A 21,372-nucleotide genomic window follows, 5' to 3' on the forward strand; every position below is an offset into this window, starting at 1 on the left:
TTCCGCGTCAATCAGGTCGAGCGCTGGTTCGCTGAACTCACCAGAAAGCAGATCCAGCGAGGTGTTCACACCTCCGTCAGGCAGCTCGAGGCCGACATCCGCTCCTTCATCGACCTGCACAACAAAAACCCGAAGCCCTTCAAATGGACCAAGTCCGCAGACCAGATTTTGGCTTCGGTCAAACGCTTCTGCCACAAAGCCCAGCAGACTTTATGTGGTGAACTTTAGATTCACGTGGCTAGCAATTGTTCTCATTTTTACCCCTTGAATGAGGTTATGCCCGTAGCGCGGTACTGGTAATCCTGAGAGGACGTTTCTTGTATTGAGCTAAGCGGGAGTTGATTTGCTTTTCGATCGATGACGGTCGGTCAAGTAAACTGGATTGATTTCGAAACTCTGAACTCGCGCTTTGTACGTGAAGCGCTGCTGTTCAACGTCGATGTGAGTGCATTGCCAGTCCCAGCAACGTGCTTGGCTGCAATCTGCGACAGTTGATAATTTTTACAGAAAAACTGTGGGACTTGCGCGAAATCGCTGCTAAGCTACACAAAAAAGATCGGTTTTGCGATTATTTGTGCTCGGATTACAGAGAACTGAAGCATCACGCGACAGTCATGTCCTCACACGCTTATCGTGAGTGATTGATCTACTCATCTCGACGCTTCTTGCGCTTTGGGGCGTTTGCCGTGCGAGACATTCGCGCGGCTTTTTTTCGCAATCGACAAAAGATGCCGACTGATATGTAAGGATTAACGCGGTTTGAACGCGGAGGCGTTTAGCGCACGACGCCAGCCTTGGGCGCCTATTTATGGTCGCGTGACCAAGTACTCAGAGCATTTCTAATACTTGTTTGTCTCGCGCCGCGATTTTGCGCCATGTCACTTCGACGGGTAGATAGTCTAGGAACAGTGGACGCCCGATTGCCCCTCTCACAAGGCAAGTGTGAAGTCCTTGCATCTCGGCTCGCGGCGACCTCAGTGCTGACGCCACATCCATGACGGAACCGGGTCGAGCGGCATACGATAGACCTCCCGGATGTAGAATAGACAGTTCGGTGGCAAGCTGGTCCGCTCGATCGGCGGCAACCTCGATATTCTCGAGGATGAGGCCACCCTGATTCTTGTACTCCTCACCAATCACAAGATCAAAAGAGTAGTACGGCATCCAAAGGTCCCCCATTGTTCGGATTCGCTCCGTGGTGCGCATCCTTGTCGTCCGCTCAGGTTTCGCCCGATGATTCAGTCCCGTTCGAAGAGGATCAGGAGCCGACGCTATTCACGCTGCGACTGCCATCGACACTGAGCGGCAAACCGCCATCGGTGGCAACGCGGCGTGCCACGCGACGTTGAACCCATATTCATGGACCGCATAGTGCTCGGTCCCGCGATTGTCCCAGATCGCAACGTCGCCCGCCTTCCAGCTCCAGCGCACGGTATTCTTCGGCGCCGTGATGTAGGATTGAAGTAGGTCGAACAGCTTCTGGCCGGTATGTTCCTGTAGCCGACGAAGCGCGGCACAAAATTGCCGAGCACGAGCGTGCGCTCGCCTGTCTCAGGATGGACACGGACGACAGGATATTTGGCTTCGTAGATCGCTCCGGTGAGACATCGTCGAAATGCTTCTTGTCCGCCTCGGCGGCGCGCTCGGTCACGACGTAGTTATCACCATTGCTGTGCACCGCCCAGAGGTCGTCGGCAAGCATGCGCAGCGGCGCCGGAAGGTCAAGATATGCAGCCGCAGTGTTCGACCAAAAGGTGTCACAGCCATAAGGCGGGATCACCGCGCCGCGCAGCACCGAGATTCGCGGACAGGTGTCGAACAAAGTGACATCCATATGCGACTGGTCCCGACCACTGCCGCAACCCGAATCCGCTTCCAGGATCGACGACGTTTCCTCGTCTGCACCGATCGTGGGGCGAGGAACGAGCGAGCCGAGTCGGGCGGCAAACCGCTCCTGCTCGGAATCATCGAGATGTCCCTGATCACGGAAGAAGATGACCTTATGCTCGAGCAGCAGTTGATTGATGGCTCGAATGGCGTCTTCGGACAAGTCGCCCGATAATCTCATGTTTTTGATCTCGGCACCAAGCCGGGCGGCGTGCTGAGCGATGTCTGCGCACGGAATCGTGTTACCAATTGTTGTCGCGTTGCTCATGATCGTGCTCTCATCATCGCAATCCTGACAAGGTTCCCCCATGAAAATGGTTGCTGGACTGGCGGCGGTTAACGAAAGTCCCTTCTTGTGACGACGCCCTACTCGGCCGCGAAGGTGCTTCGATGGCCGTCACAAAGGCCGAGCCACATCACCGGCCACGCACCACGATGGCATTGTGATCTACTCCGTCGCAAACAGGACCCAATTCTGCGCATCGCGCCCGACTAGGCGAAAGGCTTGGCGGGCAACGCTAGCGGAATTGACTGCAGCATGATGAAGACCCTCGCTTTGATGTCGCAATCGTAAGAGCGATCGATGTCCAGTCAATGAAACAAAACCAGCTTTCTTTTCGACGGCGGGCACTGTTCGCTTCGTCGGCAAGGTAGGTCCTGAAAAATTTTTGGATGGTGGCGACTCGATCACCATCTCACAGATCCGCAAGAGATAAGATCGAGCGATGGACACTCAAGATAGCTTGAATCGCTGTCTTTACTAATCTGTACGGTCGAGCGATGTGCTGCGCTCCTGTATCAGTCATAACGTACAATAGGTCGCCCCTTGTTATTACCGCAACTCCGTCATGACGTGAGTAGCAAAGATGCGTAAGGGATCCGATTGTTCAATGTCTGCTCGTTCATACGCCTGTCACATCTCGACCGATCTTTCCGACTGATCGACGATCAAAAGATCGATACTACATCTGCTCCTGTTCAACTCCCACACTAGTGCAAGAATCGAACCTCTAAGACTCACGCTAGCGCGATCAGCCACGCACGAGAAACGTCGCAGTCGAACGCGAACTCGGACTTGATTCGAATGAGCTGAAACATCATCTTCGCCGTTGAAACAATGGGACTAGAGGGCTCCGATTTGCCCGCTTAGCGCGACTTGCGGGAATGCCAGACAGATGTAGAACTTCGGTGGCGTTCCCGATCGCTTAAACGCGCTGTGAAACTCGACTGGACGAGTTCACGCGCTTGCAGGGGCGGAGCCTCGCGCAAAAGCGTAAAGTGGGGACGATAGGGTAGCCCGCTCTCGAGCTTCGCCGAATAGCTTCTTGTCCGTATGCGAGCAGGGTGAATGACTGGTCTACGTGGTGGTCTACGTGGTGAACGGTGTCACTCGAGGAAGATGGGGACGCAATTTCTCGTCGGCAGAATTGACGGGCAGGCCGGCCTCAATTCGCAGCGGAAGGGACGAGCGATCAGGCCGGATTAAAACCTACTGGCACACGTTTCACCCACTGGTCGCCCCGCGCTGCTCCTGGCGCATGCCGTCGGGGGCCTGCATCAACAAGAAGCGATCGGGCCCCAGGAGCGGTCGGCCCCGTCTCTGCCGGGCACCTCCGAAGCAGTCGGGGAGTGCTTCCATAAATTTGAGAAGTTCACGTCCCTTTTCCGTGATGCGCCAGCCGCCGTTCATGCGTTCAATGAGCTTCTGCGAAAAGATGTCGACGAGGTTCGGCACACGCGCGGCCAATCTCTTGGTGCGCTCGGCCCAATCCCTACCGCTCTTAGCCAAAATGGCCATGTCGCGCCTGAGCTCGGCCATTTGCGGGAATCCATCCGGATAGCTCACCAGGATCTTCAGGACTGTGACCTGGAAATTCACCCGAATGACAACATCATGGTGCGTATGCCTACCGCCACGTCGTGGGTGCTTCGGAAAATGCTTTGCGGCCAATCTGTTTGAGGCGGTCGGGCGTCATCTCCCCCTGATGGTGGCTTCCAGAATCTTCGAGGCGACGCAGGTGCGGGCATCCGTATCATACGGGGGAAACGCTCTCGCAGACCTCGTCAAGGATCGCCTGCGGAAGCGGTGATAATATTATCCAACATTTGGAGATGTTCCCCAACCCAGCGAAGAAGATATTGCGCATTTAGCGTCCTGGGATTCAAGCGTGCTTGATCGGATAAAAATTCCAGGACTGGGCTGTTCGTCACGCGTCGCCGCAGGCTCCTTTCGCTTCTCCCTACGCGGGCTTGCGCCCATAGTTCGATTGCGGCCCACAGCTTCGATCGCGCCTTGCGTCGTGCTTCCGCTTGGCTCTCCAGTGCTGCCTCTCGGGCCTGTCGATTACCTCCTCAAGCCACTGGCGGCGTCGTCCTTCCGACATCACACTTTTGCGCTGGCTCTATTCGCCCGCGACGCAAGCGCGGCACTGCACGCTACAACGCCCTCGCGTCTTGCGCAGTGGCTCTTTACATCGCGACCAGTCTCTAGCGCTTGTCATAAATTCTTGGCTGCTCCTCAAAGACTTCCCCTCGAACCTTCTCTCCTGTGGGGCTCGATATGAGCCTGCAGGGATCGCGTTGGCCGCTGAAAAGCGGCCGCCCAATCCATTTGCTCTGTTTTCAAGCGCGAAGGCACTCCGTGCTCCAATCGCCGATGGAAACCGAGAGAGCTACAGCTAATCCTCTTTTCTCAGCGAACGGGCTTGAGTAGGTCACGATCTCGCGATCGCATCCAAGGCAGAAATTAAGCGTCGCAGGGAGCGAGCTCTACCAATTGAGCACCGCGCCTGGCCGCATGCTCGCCTGGCCTGGCATTGACTCGGATTTTGCAAGTGGAATTCGCCGACGCCAAGATCAGCGGGATGTCAGTCTTATTAGTGCTGGGCCGCTCAAACATCGATCGGCGGAGAGGTATAGTATTCTTGCTACCCGCTCAAAGCCTGACTGCGACGTTCTGAAATCCGCCGAGATAAAGCTGGGCTTAGATATGCGCTCTTCGAAGCATGTGAAGCCCTGGCGACGGCTTCGGCGGCATTGCCTCCATGCTGGACTGCCTGTCCAGCCATGCTGGACAGTGCTCTGACCGCACTAGTTCGTTCCCGAGCTGCATCAGGTTAAACTGCCCCAGATCTTTTGCAGCGCATCGCGCCTGCTGCGTCGAAACAACGTCTCGGCATACCTGCTCATGCGGAGCCGGTAGAAGCGACGGCCCATGGCTTTTCTCCTATGTCGTTTCTGGACGTACGAGCTCGTGAAGCAGCGTTGGCTGCGTCCCCTGTAAAGTAACTGGATGTTGATGCTGATTATGCAAGGTACCGCCGGGGCCTGCTTAAATTCCGCGCCTGAATGGGGCTTTGCGACGGATTTCACCCCTGTTCCGCCTGCGGCTGACCGACAGATTTCGAGGCCACGACCATGGTCGCCAGATGCTCAGCATTGGCATGCGCAGCATGTCCTTGCTGGGAGAGACGCTCGTCTGCAGCAAAATTGGCGGGATTCACAATTCAATATGTACGATCTACTCCGCTCGCCGCCGAGACCATGAGAGAAATGGCATTCTTTCGGTAGAAACCTTCAGCGTTGATTGTCACCTTGAGCCTTATTGGCCCGCTATGCCGCAACCGCGCCCGCTCGATTCCAATAAGGAGGAGACGCCGCCCGAGCCCGAGAGTAGCGGCCGGACAAGATGAATAACCGCGTCACTCGGCGTCAACGAATCCGACCACGGCACTGCCGCGCAGACATACGGTCATGCACCCCTAGGCGATGAGTTCTTCGAAAAGCCGACGTACGCTCGCCCATCCAATTCTCCATTTGGTTCCGAGAATAGGCGGCCCCTGCGAGGCCGGCGATTGGCGCTTTCGTAATACGGTAAACCGCCTCCGCGTCTTCGCTGCTGGCGGATCGGAAGTAGAAGCTGCCGTCGGCTGTCATCGGAAGCGGCACCAGATTGTCGCTCGTGGCAATGTCGAACTTTATGAAGTTGGCTACGTTCTCAACCGGATTGCGGCGAGACCGTTACTTTTCGCGAATAAACAGGTAGAACCGAAGCCGAATTTCTGCCCGAGACCCCGACGGTCGGTCAAAATCCCCCGGGTGTGGTCACCTCAAACTCCCCCACCTGATTCCGCCTGGCTGGGCGGCTGATCGGCCGCCAAGCGCGTAGCAGGACGTTTGTTTTCGCCCCCTTTTAGGGAAGAGGGGACGGGGAGTTGAACGTCTTGAAGCCGCACCTGCAAAGCACCGTATTTACGTTACTTGAGCGCCAGACGAGCCAACGAGAGATCCAGCGGCTGACGGGGATCGACCGCAAGACGATCCGGCGCTACCAGGCGATATTCGTGTCCCGGCGAGCGGCGGAGGCAAATTCCCCCGGGGTGACCGCCGGCTCCGACGCCGCCGATGGCCAAACTCCCCCACCTCCGCGACCGCCGGCTATCGGAGCGACGGTGGCCGCCAAGACGTTCGATTTCGCCCGCTCAGCCTGTGAACCGCATCGGGAATGGATCGAACAGCAGGTCCGCCTGAAGCGCAATGCGCAGGCGATCTACCAGGATCTGGTCGACCAGTTCGGCTTCACGGCGAGCTACGAAAGCGTCAAGCGTTTCGTGCGCGCCTTGCGCCAGATCGACCCCCAACAGTTTGACCGTCTCGAGTTTGCCCCCGGCGAGGAAGCCCAGGTCGATTATGGCGAAGGCGCGCTGACCCGCGATCCGAAGAGCGGTCGTTACCGCCGGCCGCGCCTGTTCGTGATGACCCTGCGCTATTCGCGGCGCAGCTTCCGGCGGGTGGTCTGGAAGTCGAGCCAGCAGATCTGGGCACAGCTCCACGAAGAGGCTTTCCGGTATTTCGGCGGCGCCGCCGGCTATGTTGTGCTCGATAATCTCAAGGAAGGCGTCATCACGCCCGACCTGTACGAGCCCGAGCTCAACCGGCTCTACGGCGCGGTGCTCGCGCATTACGGCGTCGTGGCCGATCCGGCGAGGGTGCGGGACCCGAACCGCAAGGGGACCGTGGAGAACGCGATCCAGCACACCCAGGGCACCGCGCTCGCCGGGCGGCGCTTCGAGTCACTCGAGGCTCAGAACAGGTTTCTGGAGCACTGGGAGACGAACTGGGCTTCCAAACGCATCCATGGCAGCACCAGGCGTCAGGTCGAGGCCATGTTCCAGGAGGAGAAGCCGCATCTGCGGCCATTGCCCGCGACCGGCTTCCGTTACTTCTCCGAGCTCGTGCGCACCGTCTATGACGACACCACTGTGCGCGTGGACCACAGCGACTACGCCGCGCGCCCCGCGGCGATCGGCAGCCGGGTCGTGGTACGCCTCTACGAGACCACGATCGAGATCCGCGACCGCAGCACCCAGGCGCTGCTGCGCGTTCATGCCCGCGCCGCACGGCCGGGTTCGCTCGCACTGCCGGACAACGAGCGCCCGTTCAATCCATCCCGTCAGACCGCCTTCCTGCTGGCAAGCGCCGGCGACATCGGACCGCAAGCGAAGGCGCTCTGTCAGCACCTGTTCGATACCGAAGGCCGCGTCGGCCAACGCGCGATGTGGGGCATTGTCGGACTTGCGAAGAAGTATCCCGCCCGGCTCGTCGAGCAGGCCTGCGATCACGCGGTGCGTCATCACATCCATCGCTACAAACAGGTGCGCGCCATCGTCGAGCGATTGTTCGAGCAGGCGCTGGAGTGCCTCGATCAAGCACCACAACTCACGCTGCCGCTGACGCAGGATCATCCACTGATCCGTCCCGCGGCCGAATACGGCGACCTCTTTCGCCTCGGCGCCCAGACCCGTGCCAGCAACGAGAGCCGGCCGATCAACAACGGCGATGATCAGCCCGCGCCAAACCGCGCTCGCGTCGTCTCCGCAACCCCGGCCAGCTCCGCCGACGCGAGCGCTCCCACCGAGACCTTGATTGCCGATCAACTCCGCCTTTCAACCTCCACAGGAGATCATTCGGAATGACCATGACCTTGCCAGAAATCGATCGCTGCCTACGACAGTTGCGGCTGTCGGGCATACGCGACACGCTCGAGACCCGTGTCCTGCAGGCCCAGGGTGCCAGCCAACCATTCCTCGAGACCTATGCCTGCTCCTGCAGGACGAACTCGATCGTCGTCAGTCCCGTCTCATCGCTCGCCGCTACCAGCAATCCGGGCTTGAAGAGAAGCTCACGCTCGCGGAGTTCGACTGGTCCTTCAATCCCAAACTGCCGCGTCAGGCCTGCTTCCAGCTGCACGCGCTGAAGTTTGTCGCCGTCGGTGAAAACGCTCTGCTCATCGGCAAGCCCGGCACCGGAAAGTCGCACGTGGCCAAGGCCGTCGCCTACCAGGCCATCCTGCAAGGCCACAAGGTCCAGTATCTCGAGGCCGATGACTTCTTTCACCGTTACGCCCTCAGCCCCGCCGCTCAGCGCGAAGCTCGACTGCGGAGCATCTTTGACTGCGATCTGCTCGTGCTTGACGATCTGTTCCTCGCTCGCACCATCCCCGACGAAGCTGGCGCTTTGCTGCAGACTCTGATCCATCAACGCTACAAATTGCACCGCAGCGTCATCGTCACGTCCAATCGCGTCGTGCAGGATTGGGGCGCCTATCTCCGCGACAACACTATGAGCACGACGATCCTTGACCGCCTCATGCACCATTGCCATCTGCTCGAGTTCGACGGCCGCAGCTACCGCCTCAAGGAAGCCGCCGAAGCCCTTGCACGCAAAACCCAGTCAACCTAATAACCGCTTGTCCTGCTCCACAAGTGGGGGAGTTTGCGCGACCACAGGTGGGGGAATTTGAAGTGACCGTCCGGGCCCGAGATAAAGGAAAAGGCGCCGGTAAGACTGCGCCACCCCAAATCTAATTTGCACGTGGTCGAGGTATTGCAACTGATCAACAGTTGCCAAATGCTGCTTCACGATCTCAATCGGCTTTTCCACGTCGCGCTCCCCTGAGCGAAACACATCTGCTGCGGCGAACAGGCCACGGCTGACCGCGAGTGCCCGCTGACGTTCTTCCGTGCAAAGATATCGGTTGCGACTGCTCATTGCGAGACCATCACGCTCCCGGACGGTTGGCATGGTGACGATTTCGATGGGAAGATTGCGATCAGCTGTCATGCGACGTATGACAGCGCATTGCTGAAAATCCTTTTCTCCAAAAAACCGCGACGTCCGGCTGGACCATGTTGAACAGCTTGCAGTCGACAGTCGCGACGCCCCGAAAGGGTCAAGGCTTAAAAGCTCCGCACAGTGGCTTTTCCGAGCTCGGCCGGCTCGACGAAGGCCTCAAACCCAGCGGAGTAGACCTCTCGCGCATCCGGCGCAAAGACGATCGCAACGCCAGCATTGCGACAGAGCTTTTCATCACGCACAAAGGCGCGCGGATATACATGCTGAGGTTGTCATTCGGTCCAAATTGAGTCAGATTGACGAAGATGCTGACGTCAGTGATATCGCTTCGCATCCTGCTCGCGTCGACGACCGCGAGGTGGCCATCGTGCAGGTAACCCATTGTCGGCACGAAGCCCACGCGTCTACCGGCCTTGCGCGCCTTTGCGAGAGCGTGACGCAGCTCGGCGACCGTCATGGTTGTTTGCATGTTGAGGTTTACATCAGGTTGAGTTGGAGGGCGTCCAGCTTGCGATCGAGTCACCCAGTCCCTCGGGAAGCCGGTAAGACTTTTGTGGCGCGGGGAATGCACCGCTACGGATATCGGCAGCCCAGCGCGACAGCGCCTCCTGCAACAGCTGGAAACCATTTGCATAGGCGCGAGCAAATTTGGGGCAATGAGCTTGTGTCAGACCCAAGACGTCATGGAATACGAGCACTTGCCCCGAGCAGCTGGGCCCTGCTCCGATTCCGATGGTCGGTATGGTCAGGCAGTCGGTTGCTCGTGCGGCGAGCTCAGCCGGAATGCCTTCGAGGACCAAAGCAAAACAGCCGGCCTCCCGCAGACGGTGAGCGTCAGCCAGTCAGTCTCGCGGCTTTCGAGCAACCTCGAGTTCGGCAACGAGATCGACGTCATGATCTACGGTGAATTCGATAACGAGGCGGAACTCGCAGCTTACAAAGCGCATAATCTATACCAGGAAGCGATCAGACGGGTACGCCCGCTCCGGGGAGCTGCGGTTGGCGGCCAACTACAATGTATCGATTGATGCGTGTTGAGTTACTCGGCGCAGCGTCCCATGGCGGGGTCGCCGGAAACCGGCGGCTCCATTACCGGGGCGCCAAAGGTACCATCGATGGAAATTATTGCGGAAGTTGAACGCGTGGCACGAGAGGTCTCTTGCGGGGCGATCGGCCTTATCGGCTTCAACGGGCACATGGACACGAGCATCGCGATCCGAACCGTCACGATCGACGAGGATCTTGCTGTGTTTTATGCGGGCAGCGGGATAACGGCGATGTCGGACCCAGAGGCCGAATACGCGGAAACCCTCGCGAAGGCGCAGCGCATCTTTTGCGCGTTATTTTCGTATGCTTGGAGAAACAACGGAGGTGATCCGGAACGATGTGGTTAGCGTAGCCGATCTTGTTGGCCTCAAGCCGCGCGCAGTAGTCATCTCGCCGGGTCCCTGAACTCCAACGGAGGCGGGGATATCTACCGCCGTCATCCGAGAACTTTCAGGTCGCATTCCAATTCTAGGCATTTGCCTCGGACACCAGTGCATTGGCAGCGTTTTCGGCGGACGGGTTGCGCGCGCACATCGTCCCATGCACGGTCGCTCCTTGTTCTTGACAGATGAGGGCCGAGGGTTGTTCAAGGAACTGCCGTCTCCACTTTCCGTTGGGCGCTACCATTCTCTTGTTGTTGAGCTCGGTGAGTCATGCACGTCTCATCTAGTGGTGACATCGCGTTCGGACGAAGGCGAGATAATGGCCCTCGCCCATCGCGATCACGCAAGTCCAGTTCCATCCGGAATCGATCCTTACCGAACCAGGGCATGTGCTGATGATGAATTTCTTACGGCTCGCAGAAACATCCTGAAGAAGTTTCCGTCATCTCGCCAAGGAAGACTGCGCAGCCGACGAATATGTTCCCAGGTAGGATCGACGATTGTAGCGGATCGACTGATCGAGACCAGAAAAGCCCCGAGATTGGCCGCTTCTTATCCTGGATTTCTTAGGCGATGGAGAACTCGATCGCCCCTGATCGTCTGGCACTGAAGATGTCACGTCGACGTCGCCCGTGCGCAGCTGTTCTGGGAATCCTGCGTTCATCATCGCTATGCTGACCGGCAGGTTTTCGAGCGCCGTCTCTGTCTTTTGCATCACCGGTTCAGGAAATCATCACGGCCAAACGAATCCTTGAACGTCGCCCGCAGCGCGCCTGCGTCAGAGGAGGAAGTCAGGGCAATCGCCCTAACCAACACACCCGATTTCGCAAATTGCGCTCTCAGACTCAGCATTTCGTTCGCCAATGAATGCAAGATCTGGCGCTTCTCTATCGACAGCAGCAAGTGATCGATGGTTCCTGCTGTCGAAATTGGATTGCGACTTACGCAATCAGGCTGTGCGAACGCGAACAAGTCGTTAGCCCTTGATGGCTGAACGCGAATCAGCCGCTGCGGGCGTCGTTGCTGATACCCTGTTACACACCTACTCGAAAATTTGGATCTGAATTAAAAAGGCCCCCAGCGGGCATGCCGGGGGCCTTCTTGGAGGTCAACTTTGATCTATAGAGCCTTACTTTTCTCCTTCTGCTAGTTGCACAGAGATTTACCAGTTGCGCTGGACGCGCAGCAACATCGCCAGCCTGTTCTGATCCTTCAGTTCGTAGACAGCACCCGGTTTGGCGATACCGGATTGCAGCGGCAGCGTCACAGTGCTTCCGCTCGCGTACTTCTGGTCGAGCATCAGGTAAGAGAGTTCGGCCGAGAAGGTCAAGTTCTTGACCGGGCTCCAGCGCGTGACTGTACCAACAACCGCGTAGTTGAAGTCGGGGTTACAGCCAGCACCGCCGCTCGATAGCGCCAGGGTTGCGACGAACGCGCCGCAGACGTAGCCCTTCGCCGTGCTGTTGTACCGCACAGCAGCCCACGCGCCGTAGATAGCGGTGTTCCAACGTGGATCCCAGTTGTGGGTGAAGGCGCCGTTGAAACCATATGTCGTGGTCAGCTCTTGACCGGCACCGGTCACAAACACAGAGTCAGAGAGACCGGCAAGACCGATGCTCTGGTAAGCACCCGCAAGGCCGGTGCCGCCATACATCGCGTAGGTGCTCGATAGATAGCTCTGGAAGTTGTAGCGGCTTGCACCATTCGTATACACGCCTTCGACGTTGATGGTGTCACCCGGTCCCGTCGGGATGTTCTTGATTGACAAGGCCAACTGACCAGCCCAACCCCACTTGTCGTCCGGATGGCCGGTGACCTCGGACGCGCCATAGTATGCTGCATGATTGTTATGTGCAGCAAGCGATGCTTGGAAGAGGCCCCAAGCCTGATCAACACGAAGCATCCCGACTAAGTCTGGAGCTCGCGAACCGCCGATGTCGTTCGCACCGTACGCGCCGCCGGCTAAACCTACGGCTGTCGCCCCGCTCACGTTCCAGATGTTAGTTGTGTAGTTGGCCACTTGATCCTGGGCCGAAAGCGAGGCCGTGATGCCTTGACCGAAATCAGCAGTGTAAGTGAACTGGTTCACGGGCTCAAAGCCGCCGCCGCCGGGCAGTTCGAAGTTGTTGCCCGGGTATGTGGTCCAGGGCGAGCTGAACTGCGACTGCGCTTTGCCGAAAGTGAACCCAGCGAACTGGATGAAAGCGTTCCAGACACCAAGCGTACCACCGCCGACCTGCGCACCGGTTGACGAACTATACGCGGTGGCACCATTCACGCCAGTTGAACCTGCGCCGGAATAGGTACCGCCGGTCCAGGTGAACACCCCATCGAAGAAAGTGCGGACCAGGCCATACTCGGTCGCGGTGCGCGTATCGATAGATTGGTACAAACGACTGCGCGCGCTGTAATAGTCGCTGAGGCGGTTGCGCGCACCACCTACGCCGTTGCTGGCGGCGTCAAAATGGTAGCTGGTACCCAGCGTTGTTTCAGCCCGAATATAACCTCCCAATCTGATGCACGTGTCGGTGCCGGGAATGTAATAGAACCCCGCACCATACAACGAGCAAATCTTCACGTACTCGACCGGTTTGGCCTTCATGGGAACATCGGCCGCTTTTGCGCCGGCACCCGCGAGCATTGTTGCAGAACCGAGGATAAGACTCTTCACCAGTTTCATCGATGAACCTCCAAGCTGGAAACGTCGTTTCCGTCCTTCAAAGATCCGCCGCTACCAGCCTCGCCCCTTGGGCGGGTGCTCAACGGAACGACTTCGAGGTGCCCCCTCGCTGTCCAATGCCGTATAATTTCTCGAATCAATTGTAGCAATCAAATAAGATAAGCAATCGTTTTTTAACGAAAGAACGTTGCTCTCGGGCAACAGTCGCCTGCTCTTATCGCGAGCCTAAGCTGATAAACACCAAAAAGCCTCCCGGTGGGCATCCGGGAGGCCTCACTTGGGGGCTTTGGTAGGATCGTTGGCTAGATACTCCTTAACGGGCCGAGGACATCACTACCTAAAATTAATTTCTCTTGTCAATTGTTTTTTTACATGGTGATTGTGTCATGCGTGCACTTTGGATACATATGTTCACGCTGACGAGGAATCAGGTGGTGCGCGCCCTATCGGCGACGCTAAGTTTGGCGGAAAGACCAAAATGGCCGAAACTAAACAACTCGATAGAGCCGTTACCGATTTCATCTGGAACATTGTCGAGATCCACTCCCAACTCGAGGAAATACATAAGAGCTGGGCGCAGATGCTGGGAATAACCGAGCCACAGTGGTTGATCCTGATGGCGATTGACGAGCTTGACGGAGGTCGCGGTGTCTCCGGGATTGCAGTTGCGAATAAACTCCGAATCCATCCTGCCTTCGTTACCAACCAAACGAAGAGACTCGAAAAACTGGAGTTTCTGGTCCGCGTAACGTCGCCTGAGGATGCAAGATTCCTGCAGATCTCCCTAACTCAAAAGGCGCGTGCGGAAATCGCGAATCTCTCAATCAAAAGGCAAGCCCTCAACTCTACGATGTTTGGCGAGCTCGATGAGGAGTCCCTTCACTACCTCAACAAACGGCTAAGCTCGATTGCCAAAAATAGCCGATTGGCATCTCAAAAACTGAGTATAGGCGTGTTGTAGGGCGACGATTCCGATTGGCGGTGCCTTAAGCTTTCTATCGGCGCTCGGTACGCACAAGACGGGATCGCGCGGCACCTTCGCGGTTGAGCACCGAGCTTGCTGCGAAATGATTTTGCCCAGCTTTCCTTCCGGATAAGTGGTTATCGAACTGAACTGCGTGCGAGCTTATGCTCTAGCCATCCGAAGATACAATCGTCGGAGGTCACGAAGTTTTCGATGTCTCCCACGGGGGTCCGGGCCATCTGCGGCATCGCCAACTCCAAATCAATGCGCGCGACCTCGCACTCCGCTTGTAGTTTAATCGCCTCCGTCGCGCTGACGATGCCACGCCCACCGGCGACCACGAGAACTGGGCATTTCATCTGTCGTACCAATCGCGAGCGATGCGCCGACGGTACCGCCTCGTCGATTTCATCCGCAGTTCTCGCGATCCAGGCGACGGATGCTAGAGTCCGAGCCCAATTCCACAGACCCGCGTCGCAAACCGCCGCAGCGACGCGGCGATCAGACAGAACGAAATCGGTAGCGAGAACAGCCGACAACCCTTCTCCAGAGACGCCTATCCGAGCGGCGTCAACGTCTGGTCGACCTGACAAGTAATCCAAGCAGCAAGACAATAGGAAGTTTGCTTGGTCGCGCCAATGATTTGACAAGTCATCATGAGAGACTGCAAGGACCGAAATGCCTCTACCAACCACTACGGGCAAGAGTCTTCCTAGCAGCGTCACCCCGGTTTCTTCTTCGCTGCTGATGCAAACGACTGCTGGGGTGGGCAAATGGGATCGGCCAGCCGGCAAGTAGTAGGCTAAAAATTCGGCTGTATCATCGCAAGCAAGTTGTACGCGCTCCACCTTCCGCTCTAGAGATCCGAATCTCTGAATGCCAGCCTCGACTTTGGCCGAAACATTTCCACTTTGCGGATCATCCTCGTCAACTAGCCGCCGCGCAACTTCAAACGCAGTTAGAGCGCAAAGCCAAGCTTCGGCCGCCTCATCGAACGCTCCCTTTTCGACATCCAGGTCACCAACGAGGCAGTGAGCATCTGCGATGTCCGTCCACCGCTGGACCCAGCTCTGCCGACTCTTTGCCCCGTAGACGCCCTCGAGATTGCCCAAGAACGCCGCGGCGTCCCGACGTGTGGACGCCAGATCGCTCCTTACATGAGGCCAAGCCGCACACAACATCCGATTCGCCCCTTGATGCGGTCCTCACCACCCGCTTTAGCATCAGCCCAACAATCTGCTCGTGTGGAGTTTCTCGGGGACCGAATCAGCCCTTAAATTCGGTTTTCTCCATCGTTGTCCAAAGATTACCAAAACCCTAACGCCGGAATCCGCTAATGTAGGGCCTCGCCTGGTCGTAATTCCGTGCCCTTTTCAAAAATTCGAAGGTTTTCGTTTATGCCATGCAACCGCGCGGATGCGTCTGCCGTATCCTCTCGCGCTGATAATTTTTGCTCTCAACGAGATCCCGTTAGCCCCTGTTTGCCAGCCCGATGGGTGCTATCGTCATCTGGCAAAGGTCCGTAATATGGTAAACGGGCAGCTTCGCCATGAGACGGAGAGGCGCCGTGCTCGGCGGCACAGCGAATGGCACGTTCTGACGGATCGTGTCGCAAGAACGGCTCATGAGGTTCTCATGCCTCGCCTGCGCGACATGCTCCATATTCCTCGCGTTGACCTTCTGTGGTGGCGCAATTGCACTGGCGTTGGGCGGTGTGGGTTGGGTCATCGCCTGGTCCGGGCTCGGCGTGAGCGCGCAGCTGCCGAGCCCGCGATGCGTCGTGGGCGCACCATTTCGATCTACTATGCTTTGGCAGAGATGCGCAGACAAGAACTGGACGAGCGCATCTTTCCAACTGCGCGCTGGAGAGCTTCCACCTCCAATCAAGCTTTAGATCGAGCGGTCGCCGAATTCGGCCCGGAGGCCCGAGCGGTAGGCCTCTCATTTTCCCCGGTACTGCCCCCCCTCACAAGCGTCGAATATCTCAATAGTTCAATAAGTTCTAGAGAGATAAACCGTTGCAAGTTCACCGCTTTCTCGACGATTTTTGGTCCAACTTTCTCCAGCGGCGTCCCGCAAAAATTTCTTCCCGACGTCTGAATCATTCAAAAGTTTTTTCTAGTTTCACGGCGCGAATTTCACGGTCTCGCTGTAAGGTTGACCATGATTTATCAGAATGGTGACCGAAGACGGATAGCGACCTTTCCCAGAATGCTTGCTGAGCGACCGGATCGAGCTCGATCTCGATTTTCTTCATCAACCCGGCTACAGTGGGACTTGTCATTAAAGAGGGCGAGTACCACTCTCTGCCGGATAGCGGAGCCACCGAGACGTATTCCATGGAAAGCTGAGCATCAATATCAGTGGACGGGGCGCTGTCGCAAAACGATTCAGATGTTCTTGTGAAAGAACCGATCTGCACTCGGTCAATGTTTTTGTAATCAATCTCGTGCGCGTTCACGAGGTTGGAAAGCGACGATTGTCGTATGGAGAAGCCGCAGCAGGGAAACTGCTTTGAGAGACGACTCTCGTGTCCGCCAAACTTGCTTTAGTGACAGTTGAGAGGGGTCGAACTGGTCTGATCCAATCATCCTCGCAAGCCTCGTTCCGCGTCGCTCAGCATCGCAAATGGACCAATGATATCTCGACGAGCGCAGATAGCAGCGTCGATCCCGCCCAGCGCCATTTGCTCCATAATTCGCTTTGCGGGCATGCGTTGGGCGACCGTACTGAACGTACCAAAGAGGAAGGGAGGTGTTCGCGGCGGCATGGCCTAGTGCAGATCGGAATTGCTCTTCCGTGCCTCCGGGCACGACCATAGCGGCTGCCCCAGCCGCTATACCATGCCACGCGTGATAGACAGCGAACGGCGATAGACGTCGGGGCTTGCGGAAGTTGCATTATGTACCTAGATACCCGCCTCGTATCACGTAACAGCTCCAGCGAGAAACTGCTGTGGCACGCATCAAGATGTTCCGCCATCGCCAAAGCTGCAGGTATTACCGTTGGAGCACAAATTTGCGCGAACTTGGGCTGTTTCGACGGATTTATGCAAACCGTCCCAAGGCTTCCCTCTGTTTATCCCGCTAGCCGGCGGAGCAATCCCGCCGTCTCGGAGCTGAACCGTCTTATGAAGGGACACGGGCCCGGCTGGGACATACGCATGAACACTGCAGCAGAGAGCTTCAATCTTAGCCGCACTCCTCGCTAGGCGTAGACCTCACACTAGGCCTCGCCACTCCAGGGCAGCGGCGCCAAAGCCGATTGATCCGTGACAACATCGACGACGGTCGGCAAGCCCGACGCGCGCGCCCTTGCGAAGGCAGCGGGAAGATCCGCGGGGTCTTCCACCCGTACGCCAAAACAATCCATGTCCCGCGATCCGGGCAAAGTCGATCTCACGATAGGCGAACATCTCTTCCTTGTTGCCAGACCGGCCTTCATACGCCGCGTCAATGATACGTCGCCCCAGCGCCAGGCAATGATTGTTGTTCACGACCGTGATCGTATTGAGGCCATGACGCCGGGCGGTCACGAGTTCAGGCAGGTGATACATGAACCCACCGTCGCACAGTTAGACAAATCACCGGCTTGTCGGGGTGGGCATGGCCGCGTGGGCGCTCGCGCGCTTCACGCACACGAATGCGCGCAACCTCGTGCCCGTGGTGATGTTCACAAACTGCGGCAACAAAGGACGCCCTGTTGGCCTTCGGCCCGAAGGATTCGGCGCAGCGGTGGGCCTGTCTTCGATCAGCAACCTGATCCACTTCTCGCTCGGCGCGCGCGTCACGAACGTCCATGCGAGCACGCGAGAGCTCCTCATCAGTGCCTTAATGATCGCCAGCGCCTTGGGCTTCATCAGTGCGGCGACTGGCGTGCGCCCGCCTGACATGATCTTTATCGGCATGAAGATGCTCGGCGAAGCGATGGCGCCGCTGATGCTGTTTTCGCTGGGCCGGGCGTGCGGCTCACGCAACTTAAACGCGAAGACGTTTCGCGAGCTCTGCTGGGGGCTTTCGCGCGTCGGCTGATTGGCTTGGCGCTGGCGCCGCCCCTCGCGCATTTGCTCGACTAACGGGTATGTCGCGCGCGGCAGTTGTTGCTGTTCGGCGCGCTGCCACCGGCCGTCGTGCAGTTCATATTGGCCGAGCGATATCGCCAGGACCCAAGCGCGTCGCCGCGATGATCCTGCTAGGCAATGCGCTGGCGGTGCTGTTCGTGCTGCTCGGGCTGGCTCTTTCGCTCTAACCCGTCCGCTGTCCGCGCGACCTTGGCGCAGCATTCGGCCATGGCCTCTTCGAAGGAACCTCGACGACCGGCGGTTGGCCGATGGGTGGGCCTCCATCCAGGCACACGCTAACAAGGGCCTGCCCCTGAGCCGGACGCAAAGCCGGCTTGCCTTCGCCGATCCCGAATTCCTCGGCGTCCGATTCCAGCTGGAGCTGCTCAAACCCGATCTCGAACAGCAGGCGCTGGGCAGTGCGCTTCCGCAGCGAGGTGAAAGCAGCCGAGCAAAGCAGCGACGAAGCGCAGATGCGCCGCGCCCGCGCGCTTGCGCGCAACGCGCACCACTACGAGAAGACGCGTGCGTTCGGCAAGCTGGTCGCGCAAATACAGCTCGGGCAAGGAACCGCGCGACATGCTCTTCATCTGCACGATTGGTGAACCGGCATCATGGAAGCGGCTAACAGTGGCGCGACGAAGCCCAAGGTATCAGCGTCGGCCTGTCGATCGCGCTGCCGATGCAAGAAGGCGCGAACCGCTACGTGACGCCTGCGCTGTCGTTCCGCTTCCAAGATCCCCCTCGTGCCAGACGCGAAAGTCGAAGCAGGTGCCCAGCGTGCTGTTCGGCTCCGACCACTGGAAGCGGCTGGTGGATTTCGACGTCTTGATCGAAGAAGGTGTGATCTCGCCGCAGGACCTGCCGCTGTTCCAGTACGCCGACACGGCCGAAGCGGCGTGGCAGGTGATCCGGGAGTTTTACCGGCACTGAACCCGAAGCTTGAACGCGAGCTTCACGCCGCCGCCCACTACGCACCGAACACCCAGAACAGGCCGGAGATGCCGATCATGGTGCCGACGATGCCGAACAGCATTCGGCATCGTGATGCTCGACGCGTTGATCGCCATGATCCGCAACGCCACCGCTTGCCCGTGACGGTGTTCGGGTGTGATCTGGTGCAGCGTGCTCATGATCATCGGCTGCACCGTGCCTAGCGTGAAGCCAAGCAGGACGGAACATAGGCCCATCGTCACCGCCGAATGCATGAACGGGTAGATCGCGAAGACGGCGGCCGTGGTCGCCATCGCACCTGCGATCACGACCCATTCGCGCAATTGCGCTGCCAGCGCCGGCAGCAAGAGACGGATCGCGGCAGCGGGTACCGCGAACGGAGCGAGGATAGTGCCGAAGCCCCCGTTCGTGACCAAGGACCGGCACGACGAAGGTGTGCACCTCCCAGCACGAGACGAGCAGCCAGTTCACGATCAGCAAACGGCGGAAGTGCGGCTCGCGCAGCAGGTCCCACGCGTTCGTTGGTGGCTCGCCTTCCGGATGGACCGCCGGCGGCAGTTCCTTCGCTGCACGCAGTACCAACACACGAGCGGCAGCGTAGCCATGAGCAGGAACGCAAGTGCAAAGCCGCCGCGATCGATGACGAGCCCCCGCCGCAAACGGACCGACGAAATTGGAGATCGCCGGCCCGAGCGCGAGCCACGAGAACAACCTGCTTCAGCTGCATCGGGTCTTCAGCCGCGCGCCCGGCGTGCCGCTGCAGCGCGATCGCCGCGGTGCCCGTAGCGCCTCCCGTGAGCAGCGCGGCGATGCACAGTGCGGGGAACGACGGGGACACGACGACCGCGCCCGCACCGACAGTCGCGGCAAGCAAGGCGAGACCCAAAGGTCGCTTTAACCCGTGGCGATCGGCATAGCGCCCCGCAGGCAGCAGGAATACCTGCGTCAGCGCGAACAGCGCGAGCAATACGCCGACGGCCGCTTCGCTCTGGGCCCTGCTGCAGCGCGAGCAGCGGGGCGGCCAGTCGCGTGCCGGCCATCGATGCATGCAGGAACACCTGCCCTACGATCAGGCGCATGAGGGCGGGGTTCAGGCCTGAGCTCATGCGCCCGGTTTGCACCACAGGATCCGAACCGGGTTCGCGAGGCGTGTTGTTTGCGGCGAGGGCCGCGAGTTCCTCGGCGGCTTCGGTCTCGGGCATTTCGTTGTCGGTGAGTTGCAGGAGCCCGGCCGGCATCTTCTTGGATCCTTTCACGCCGAGGCTCGTGAGCTTTTGCGCCTGCGACACCAGGTTGCCCTGCCCGTCTGCAGCTTCTTGAGCGCTTCACCGCACGCGGCCTGCGCCTGGTCAAGACAGCTGCCGACCACTTCGAGATCCTTCAGGAAATCGCAGAACTTGTCGTAGAGGCTCGCGCCGCAGTCGGCGATCGCTTGCGCGTTGCGGTTCTGGTCTTCCTGCCGCCACTGATATGCGACCGTGCGAAGGACGAACAGCAGCGTCGACGGGCTGACTAGCAACACGTTACTTCTCCCAGGCCTGTGAGAACAGCCGCTTGTCGTTCGCGGCGATCATGAACGCGGGCTCGATGGGGATGAACATCATCGTGAAGTCCATCGCCGGATACAAGCTTCTGGTATTCACGGTCCGACAGGCCGGCGATGTACCTCCGTACGGAATCCAGATGTGCTCGCAGCGCTGCGGCAGGTTCGTCGTCATCCTTCGTGCTGGCATATTGCTCGTAAGCGACGAGCGACACCTTCGAATCGACCACCAGCTGCCGCGTGCACCTCGGCGTTGTCCTTGAGCGCATCGGTCAGGTTCTGCGCGTCCTGGCTCAGGGTCTTATTTAGCGACAGGAGCTGCTCCACCTGCTCCGCAAGCGCTGTGCGGTCCCTCCTGTACGGACCTGTTCGACCTTGCCTCTGAACTTGGTCAACTGGCTGCGCAAAAGATCGAGCAATGCACCCAGAGCCGTGCGGTTCTATTAGGCGAACTTCCGCGATTTCTCGTCGAGGATCTGGTTCGCGAGCACCTTGAAATGGTTCGACAGCGCGTCCTGAGCTTGCTGCAGCAACGCGAGCTTCTCAACCGGTACACGACCCGCCGGTGTGCAAACAGCTCTCGCGTGCGGTCGGTTCAGCGCAGCTGTGGCTCCGGCGCGCGCGCTCGTAGCGGGCGCCAGCCGAGGAACACCGTCACCTCATCCTCAACGGCCCGCCCGACACAAGACGGGCGCCGAGCAGGCCGCGATCGGCGAGACG

At 58.6% G+C, this 21,372-nt stretch carries 15 protein-coding genes and 9 pseudogenes; 11 read left to right on the top strand and 13 right to left on the bottom strand.

Going from position 1 to position 21,372, the window contains the following annotated elements; translation table 11 throughout:
• Positions 1-228: pseudogene (locus LMTR3_RS20270) on the top strand (IS630 family transposase); the annotation flags it as partial.
• Positions 229-1,258: 1,030 nt separating this feature from the next.
• Here the strand turns inward: LMTR3_RS20270 and LMTR3_RS20280 are convergent.
• Positions 1,259-2,155, bottom strand: a pseudogene (locus tag LMTR3_RS20280) (TauD/TfdA dioxygenase family protein).
• A gap of 1,236 nt (positions 2,156-3,391) precedes the next feature.
• Positions 3,392-3,766: a hypothetical protein gene (locus LMTR3_RS20285; RefSeq protein ID WP_245319950.1), complete on the bottom strand. Its 375-nt coding sequence runs from the start codon at positions 3,764-3,766 to the stop codon at positions 3,392-3,394.
• Positions 3,767-6,101: 2,335 nt separating this feature from the next.
• Here LMTR3_RS20285 and istA point away from each other — a divergent pair.
• Both istA and istB read left to right on the top strand, forming a co-directional pair.
• The gene (gene istA, locus LMTR3_RS20290; protein WP_245319951.1) at positions 6,102-7,862 is read left to right on the top strand and encodes an IS21 family transposase; all 1,761 of its coding nucleotides are present in this window, start codon (positions 6,102-6,104) and stop codon (positions 7,860-7,862) included.
• A 2-nt stretch (positions 7,863-7,864) separates the two neighbouring features.
• Positions 7,865-8,628 (top strand): annotated as a pseudogene (gene istB / locus LMTR3_RS20295) (IS21-like element helper ATPase IstB).
• A gap of 129 nt (positions 8,629-8,757) precedes the next feature.
• Here the strand turns inward: istB and panC are convergent.
• A pseudogene (gene panC, locus LMTR3_RS20300) lies at positions 8,758-9,490 on the bottom strand (pantoate--beta-alanine ligase); the annotation flags it as partial.
• A 13-nt stretch (positions 9,491-9,503) separates the two neighbouring features.
• Positions 9,504-9,857 (bottom strand): annotated as a pseudogene (locus LMTR3_RS36630) (3-methyl-2-oxobutanoate hydroxymethyltransferase); the annotation flags it as partial.
• A 39-nt stretch (positions 9,858-9,896) separates the two neighbouring features.
• Here LMTR3_RS36630 and LMTR3_RS20305 point away from each other — a divergent pair.
• From LMTR3_RS20305 to LMTR3_RS36635, 3 pseudogenes are all read left to right on the top strand, one after another.
• Positions 9,897-10,059, top strand: a pseudogene (locus LMTR3_RS20305) (Dabb family protein); the annotation flags it as partial.
• A gap of 41 nt (positions 10,060-10,100) precedes the next feature.
• A pseudogene (locus tag LMTR3_RS20310) lies at positions 10,101-10,415 on the top strand (chorismate-binding protein); the annotation flags it as partial.
• Positions 10,372-10,882 (top strand): annotated as a pseudogene (locus LMTR3_RS36635) (anthranilate synthase component II). The pseudogenes LMTR3_RS20310 and LMTR3_RS36635, both read left to right, overlap by 44 nt.
• 283 nt (positions 10,883-11,165) lie before the next feature.
• Here the strand turns inward: LMTR3_RS36635 and LMTR3_RS20315 are convergent.
• The gene (locus tag LMTR3_RS20315; RefSeq protein ID WP_245319952.1) at positions 11,166-11,423 is read right to left on the bottom strand and encodes a hypothetical protein; all 258 of its coding nucleotides are present in this window, start codon (positions 11,421-11,423) and stop codon (positions 11,166-11,168) included.
• Between the two features lie 190 nt (positions 11,424-11,613).
• Positions 11,614-13,131 carry a porin gene (locus tag LMTR3_RS20320; RefSeq protein WP_065746826.1) on the bottom strand — a complete coding sequence of 506 codons (1,518 nt, stop codon included), beginning with the start codon at positions 13,129-13,131 and terminating at the stop codon, positions 11,614-11,616.
• Between the two features lie 478 nt (positions 13,132-13,609).
• On the opposite strand from LMTR3_RS20320, the gene LMTR3_RS20325 reads away from it, so the two are divergent.
• The gene (locus tag LMTR3_RS20325; RefSeq protein WP_065746827.1) at positions 13,610-14,092 is read left to right on the top strand and encodes a MarR family winged helix-turn-helix transcriptional regulator; all 483 of its coding nucleotides are present in this window, start codon (positions 13,610-13,612) and stop codon (positions 14,090-14,092) included.
• A 1,627-nt stretch (positions 14,093-15,719) separates the two neighbouring features.
• Positions 15,720-15,989, top strand: a complete 270-nt coding sequence (locus tag LMTR3_RS39405; protein WP_245319953.1) for an MFS transporter — start codon at positions 15,720-15,722, stop codon at positions 15,987-15,989.
• A 207-nt stretch (positions 15,990-16,196) separates the two neighbouring features.
• Here LMTR3_RS39405 and LMTR3_RS20340 read toward each other — a convergent pair whose 3' ends face one another.
• Positions 16,197-16,556, bottom strand: coding sequence for an MmgE/PrpD family protein (locus LMTR3_RS20340; RefSeq protein ID WP_065746830.1), 360 nt, complete (start codon positions 16,554-16,556; stop codon positions 16,197-16,199).
• 759 nt (positions 16,557-17,315) lie between these two features.
• Positions 17,316-17,651, bottom strand: coding sequence for a thiamine pyrophosphate-dependent enzyme (locus LMTR3_RS36640; RefSeq protein WP_210184717.1), 336 nt, complete (start codon positions 17,649-17,651; stop codon positions 17,316-17,318).
• Positions 17,652-17,700: 49 nt separating this feature from the next.
• On the opposite strand from LMTR3_RS36640, the gene LMTR3_RS20350 reads away from it, so the two are divergent.
• The 3 genes from LMTR3_RS20350 to LMTR3_RS40050 all read left to right on the top strand — a co-directional run bounded on the left by LMTR3_RS20350 (position 17,701) and on the right by LMTR3_RS40050 (position 19,088).
• A complete protein-coding gene (locus LMTR3_RS20350) occupies positions 17,701-18,126 on the top strand; it encodes an AEC family transporter (protein ID WP_065746832.1) in 426 nt (141 codons plus the stop codon).
• Between the two features lie 448 nt (positions 18,127-18,574).
• Positions 18,575-18,760, top strand: coding sequence for a hypothetical protein (locus LMTR3_RS38925; RefSeq protein ID WP_210184718.1), 186 nt, complete (start codon positions 18,575-18,577; stop codon positions 18,758-18,760).
• A 175-nt stretch (positions 18,761-18,935) separates the two neighbouring features.
• Positions 18,936-19,088 carry a hypothetical protein gene (locus tag LMTR3_RS40050; protein ID WP_210184719.1) on the top strand — a complete coding sequence of 51 codons (153 nt, stop codon included), beginning with the start codon at positions 18,936-18,938 and terminating at the stop codon, positions 19,086-19,088.
• Here the strand turns inward: LMTR3_RS40050 and LMTR3_RS38935 are convergent.
• The 5 genes and pseudogenes from LMTR3_RS38935 to rmuC (LMTR3_RS40330) all read right to left on the bottom strand — a co-directional run.
• Positions 19,076-19,525, bottom strand: coding sequence for an MFS transporter (locus LMTR3_RS38935; RefSeq protein ID WP_210184720.1), 450 nt, complete (start codon positions 19,523-19,525; stop codon positions 19,076-19,078). The genes LMTR3_RS40050 and LMTR3_RS38935 overlap by 13 nt on opposite strands.
• Positions 19,414-20,157: an MFS transporter gene (locus LMTR3_RS40325; protein WP_210184721.1), complete on the bottom strand. Its 744-nt coding sequence runs from the start codon at positions 20,155-20,157 to the stop codon at positions 19,414-19,416. Before LMTR3_RS40325 ends, LMTR3_RS38935 begins: the two co-directional genes overlap by 112 nt.
• Before the next feature lie 204 nt (positions 20,158-20,361).
• A complete protein-coding gene (rmuC, locus tag LMTR3_RS39840) occupies positions 20,362-20,631 on the bottom strand; it encodes a DNA recombination protein RmuC (protein WP_065746833.1) in 270 nt (89 codons plus the stop codon).
• Between the two features lies 1 nt (position 20,632).
• On the bottom strand, positions 20,633-20,842 hold the full coding sequence (gene rmuC / locus LMTR3_RS39845; RefSeq protein ID WP_502686653.1) for a DNA recombination protein RmuC: 210 nt from the start codon (positions 20,840-20,842) through the stop codon (positions 20,633-20,635).
• Positions 20,793-20,921: pseudogene (gene rmuC / locus LMTR3_RS40330) on the bottom strand (DNA recombination protein RmuC); the annotation flags it as partial. The gene rmuC (LMTR3_RS39845) and the pseudogene rmuC (LMTR3_RS40330), both read right to left, overlap by 50 nt.
• Positions 20,922-21,372 lie beyond the last annotated feature (451 nt).

The sequence above is a fragment of the Bradyrhizobium sp. LMTR 3 genome, from assembly GCF_001693485.1.
GTDB lineage: Bacteria > Pseudomonadota > Alphaproteobacteria > Rhizobiales > Xanthobacteraceae > Bradyrhizobium.

Excerpts from the sequence above, each read along its gene's own strand:
- LMTR3_RS20325 (WP_065746827.1), top strand. The coding sequence starts at position 13,610 with ATGGCCGAAACTAAACAACTCGATAGAGCCGTTACCGATTTCATCTGG.
- LMTR3_RS20320 (WP_065746826.1), bottom strand. The coding sequence starts at position 13,131 with ATGAAACTGGTGAAGAGTCTTATCCTCGGTTCTGCAACAATGCTCGCG.
- LMTR3_RS39405 (WP_245319953.1), top strand. The coding sequence starts at position 15,720 with ATGAGGTTCTCATGCCTCGCCTGCGCGACATGCTCCATATTCCTCGCG.
- rmuC (WP_502686653.1), bottom strand. The coding sequence starts at position 20,842 with ATGCCAGCACGAAGGATGACGACGAACCTGCCGCAGCGCTGCGAGCAC.
- LMTR3_RS36640 (WP_210184717.1), bottom strand. The coding sequence starts at position 17,651 with ATGTATCACCTGCCTGAACTCGTGACCGCCCGGCGTCATGGCCTCAAT.
- LMTR3_RS20350 (WP_065746832.1), top strand. The coding sequence starts at position 17,701 with ATGGCCGCGTGGGCGCTCGCGCGCTTCACGCACACGAATGCGCGCAAC.
- LMTR3_RS40325 (WP_210184721.1), bottom strand. The coding sequence starts at position 20,157 with ATGCATCGATGGCCGGCACGCGACTGGCCGCCCCGCTGCTCGCGCTGC.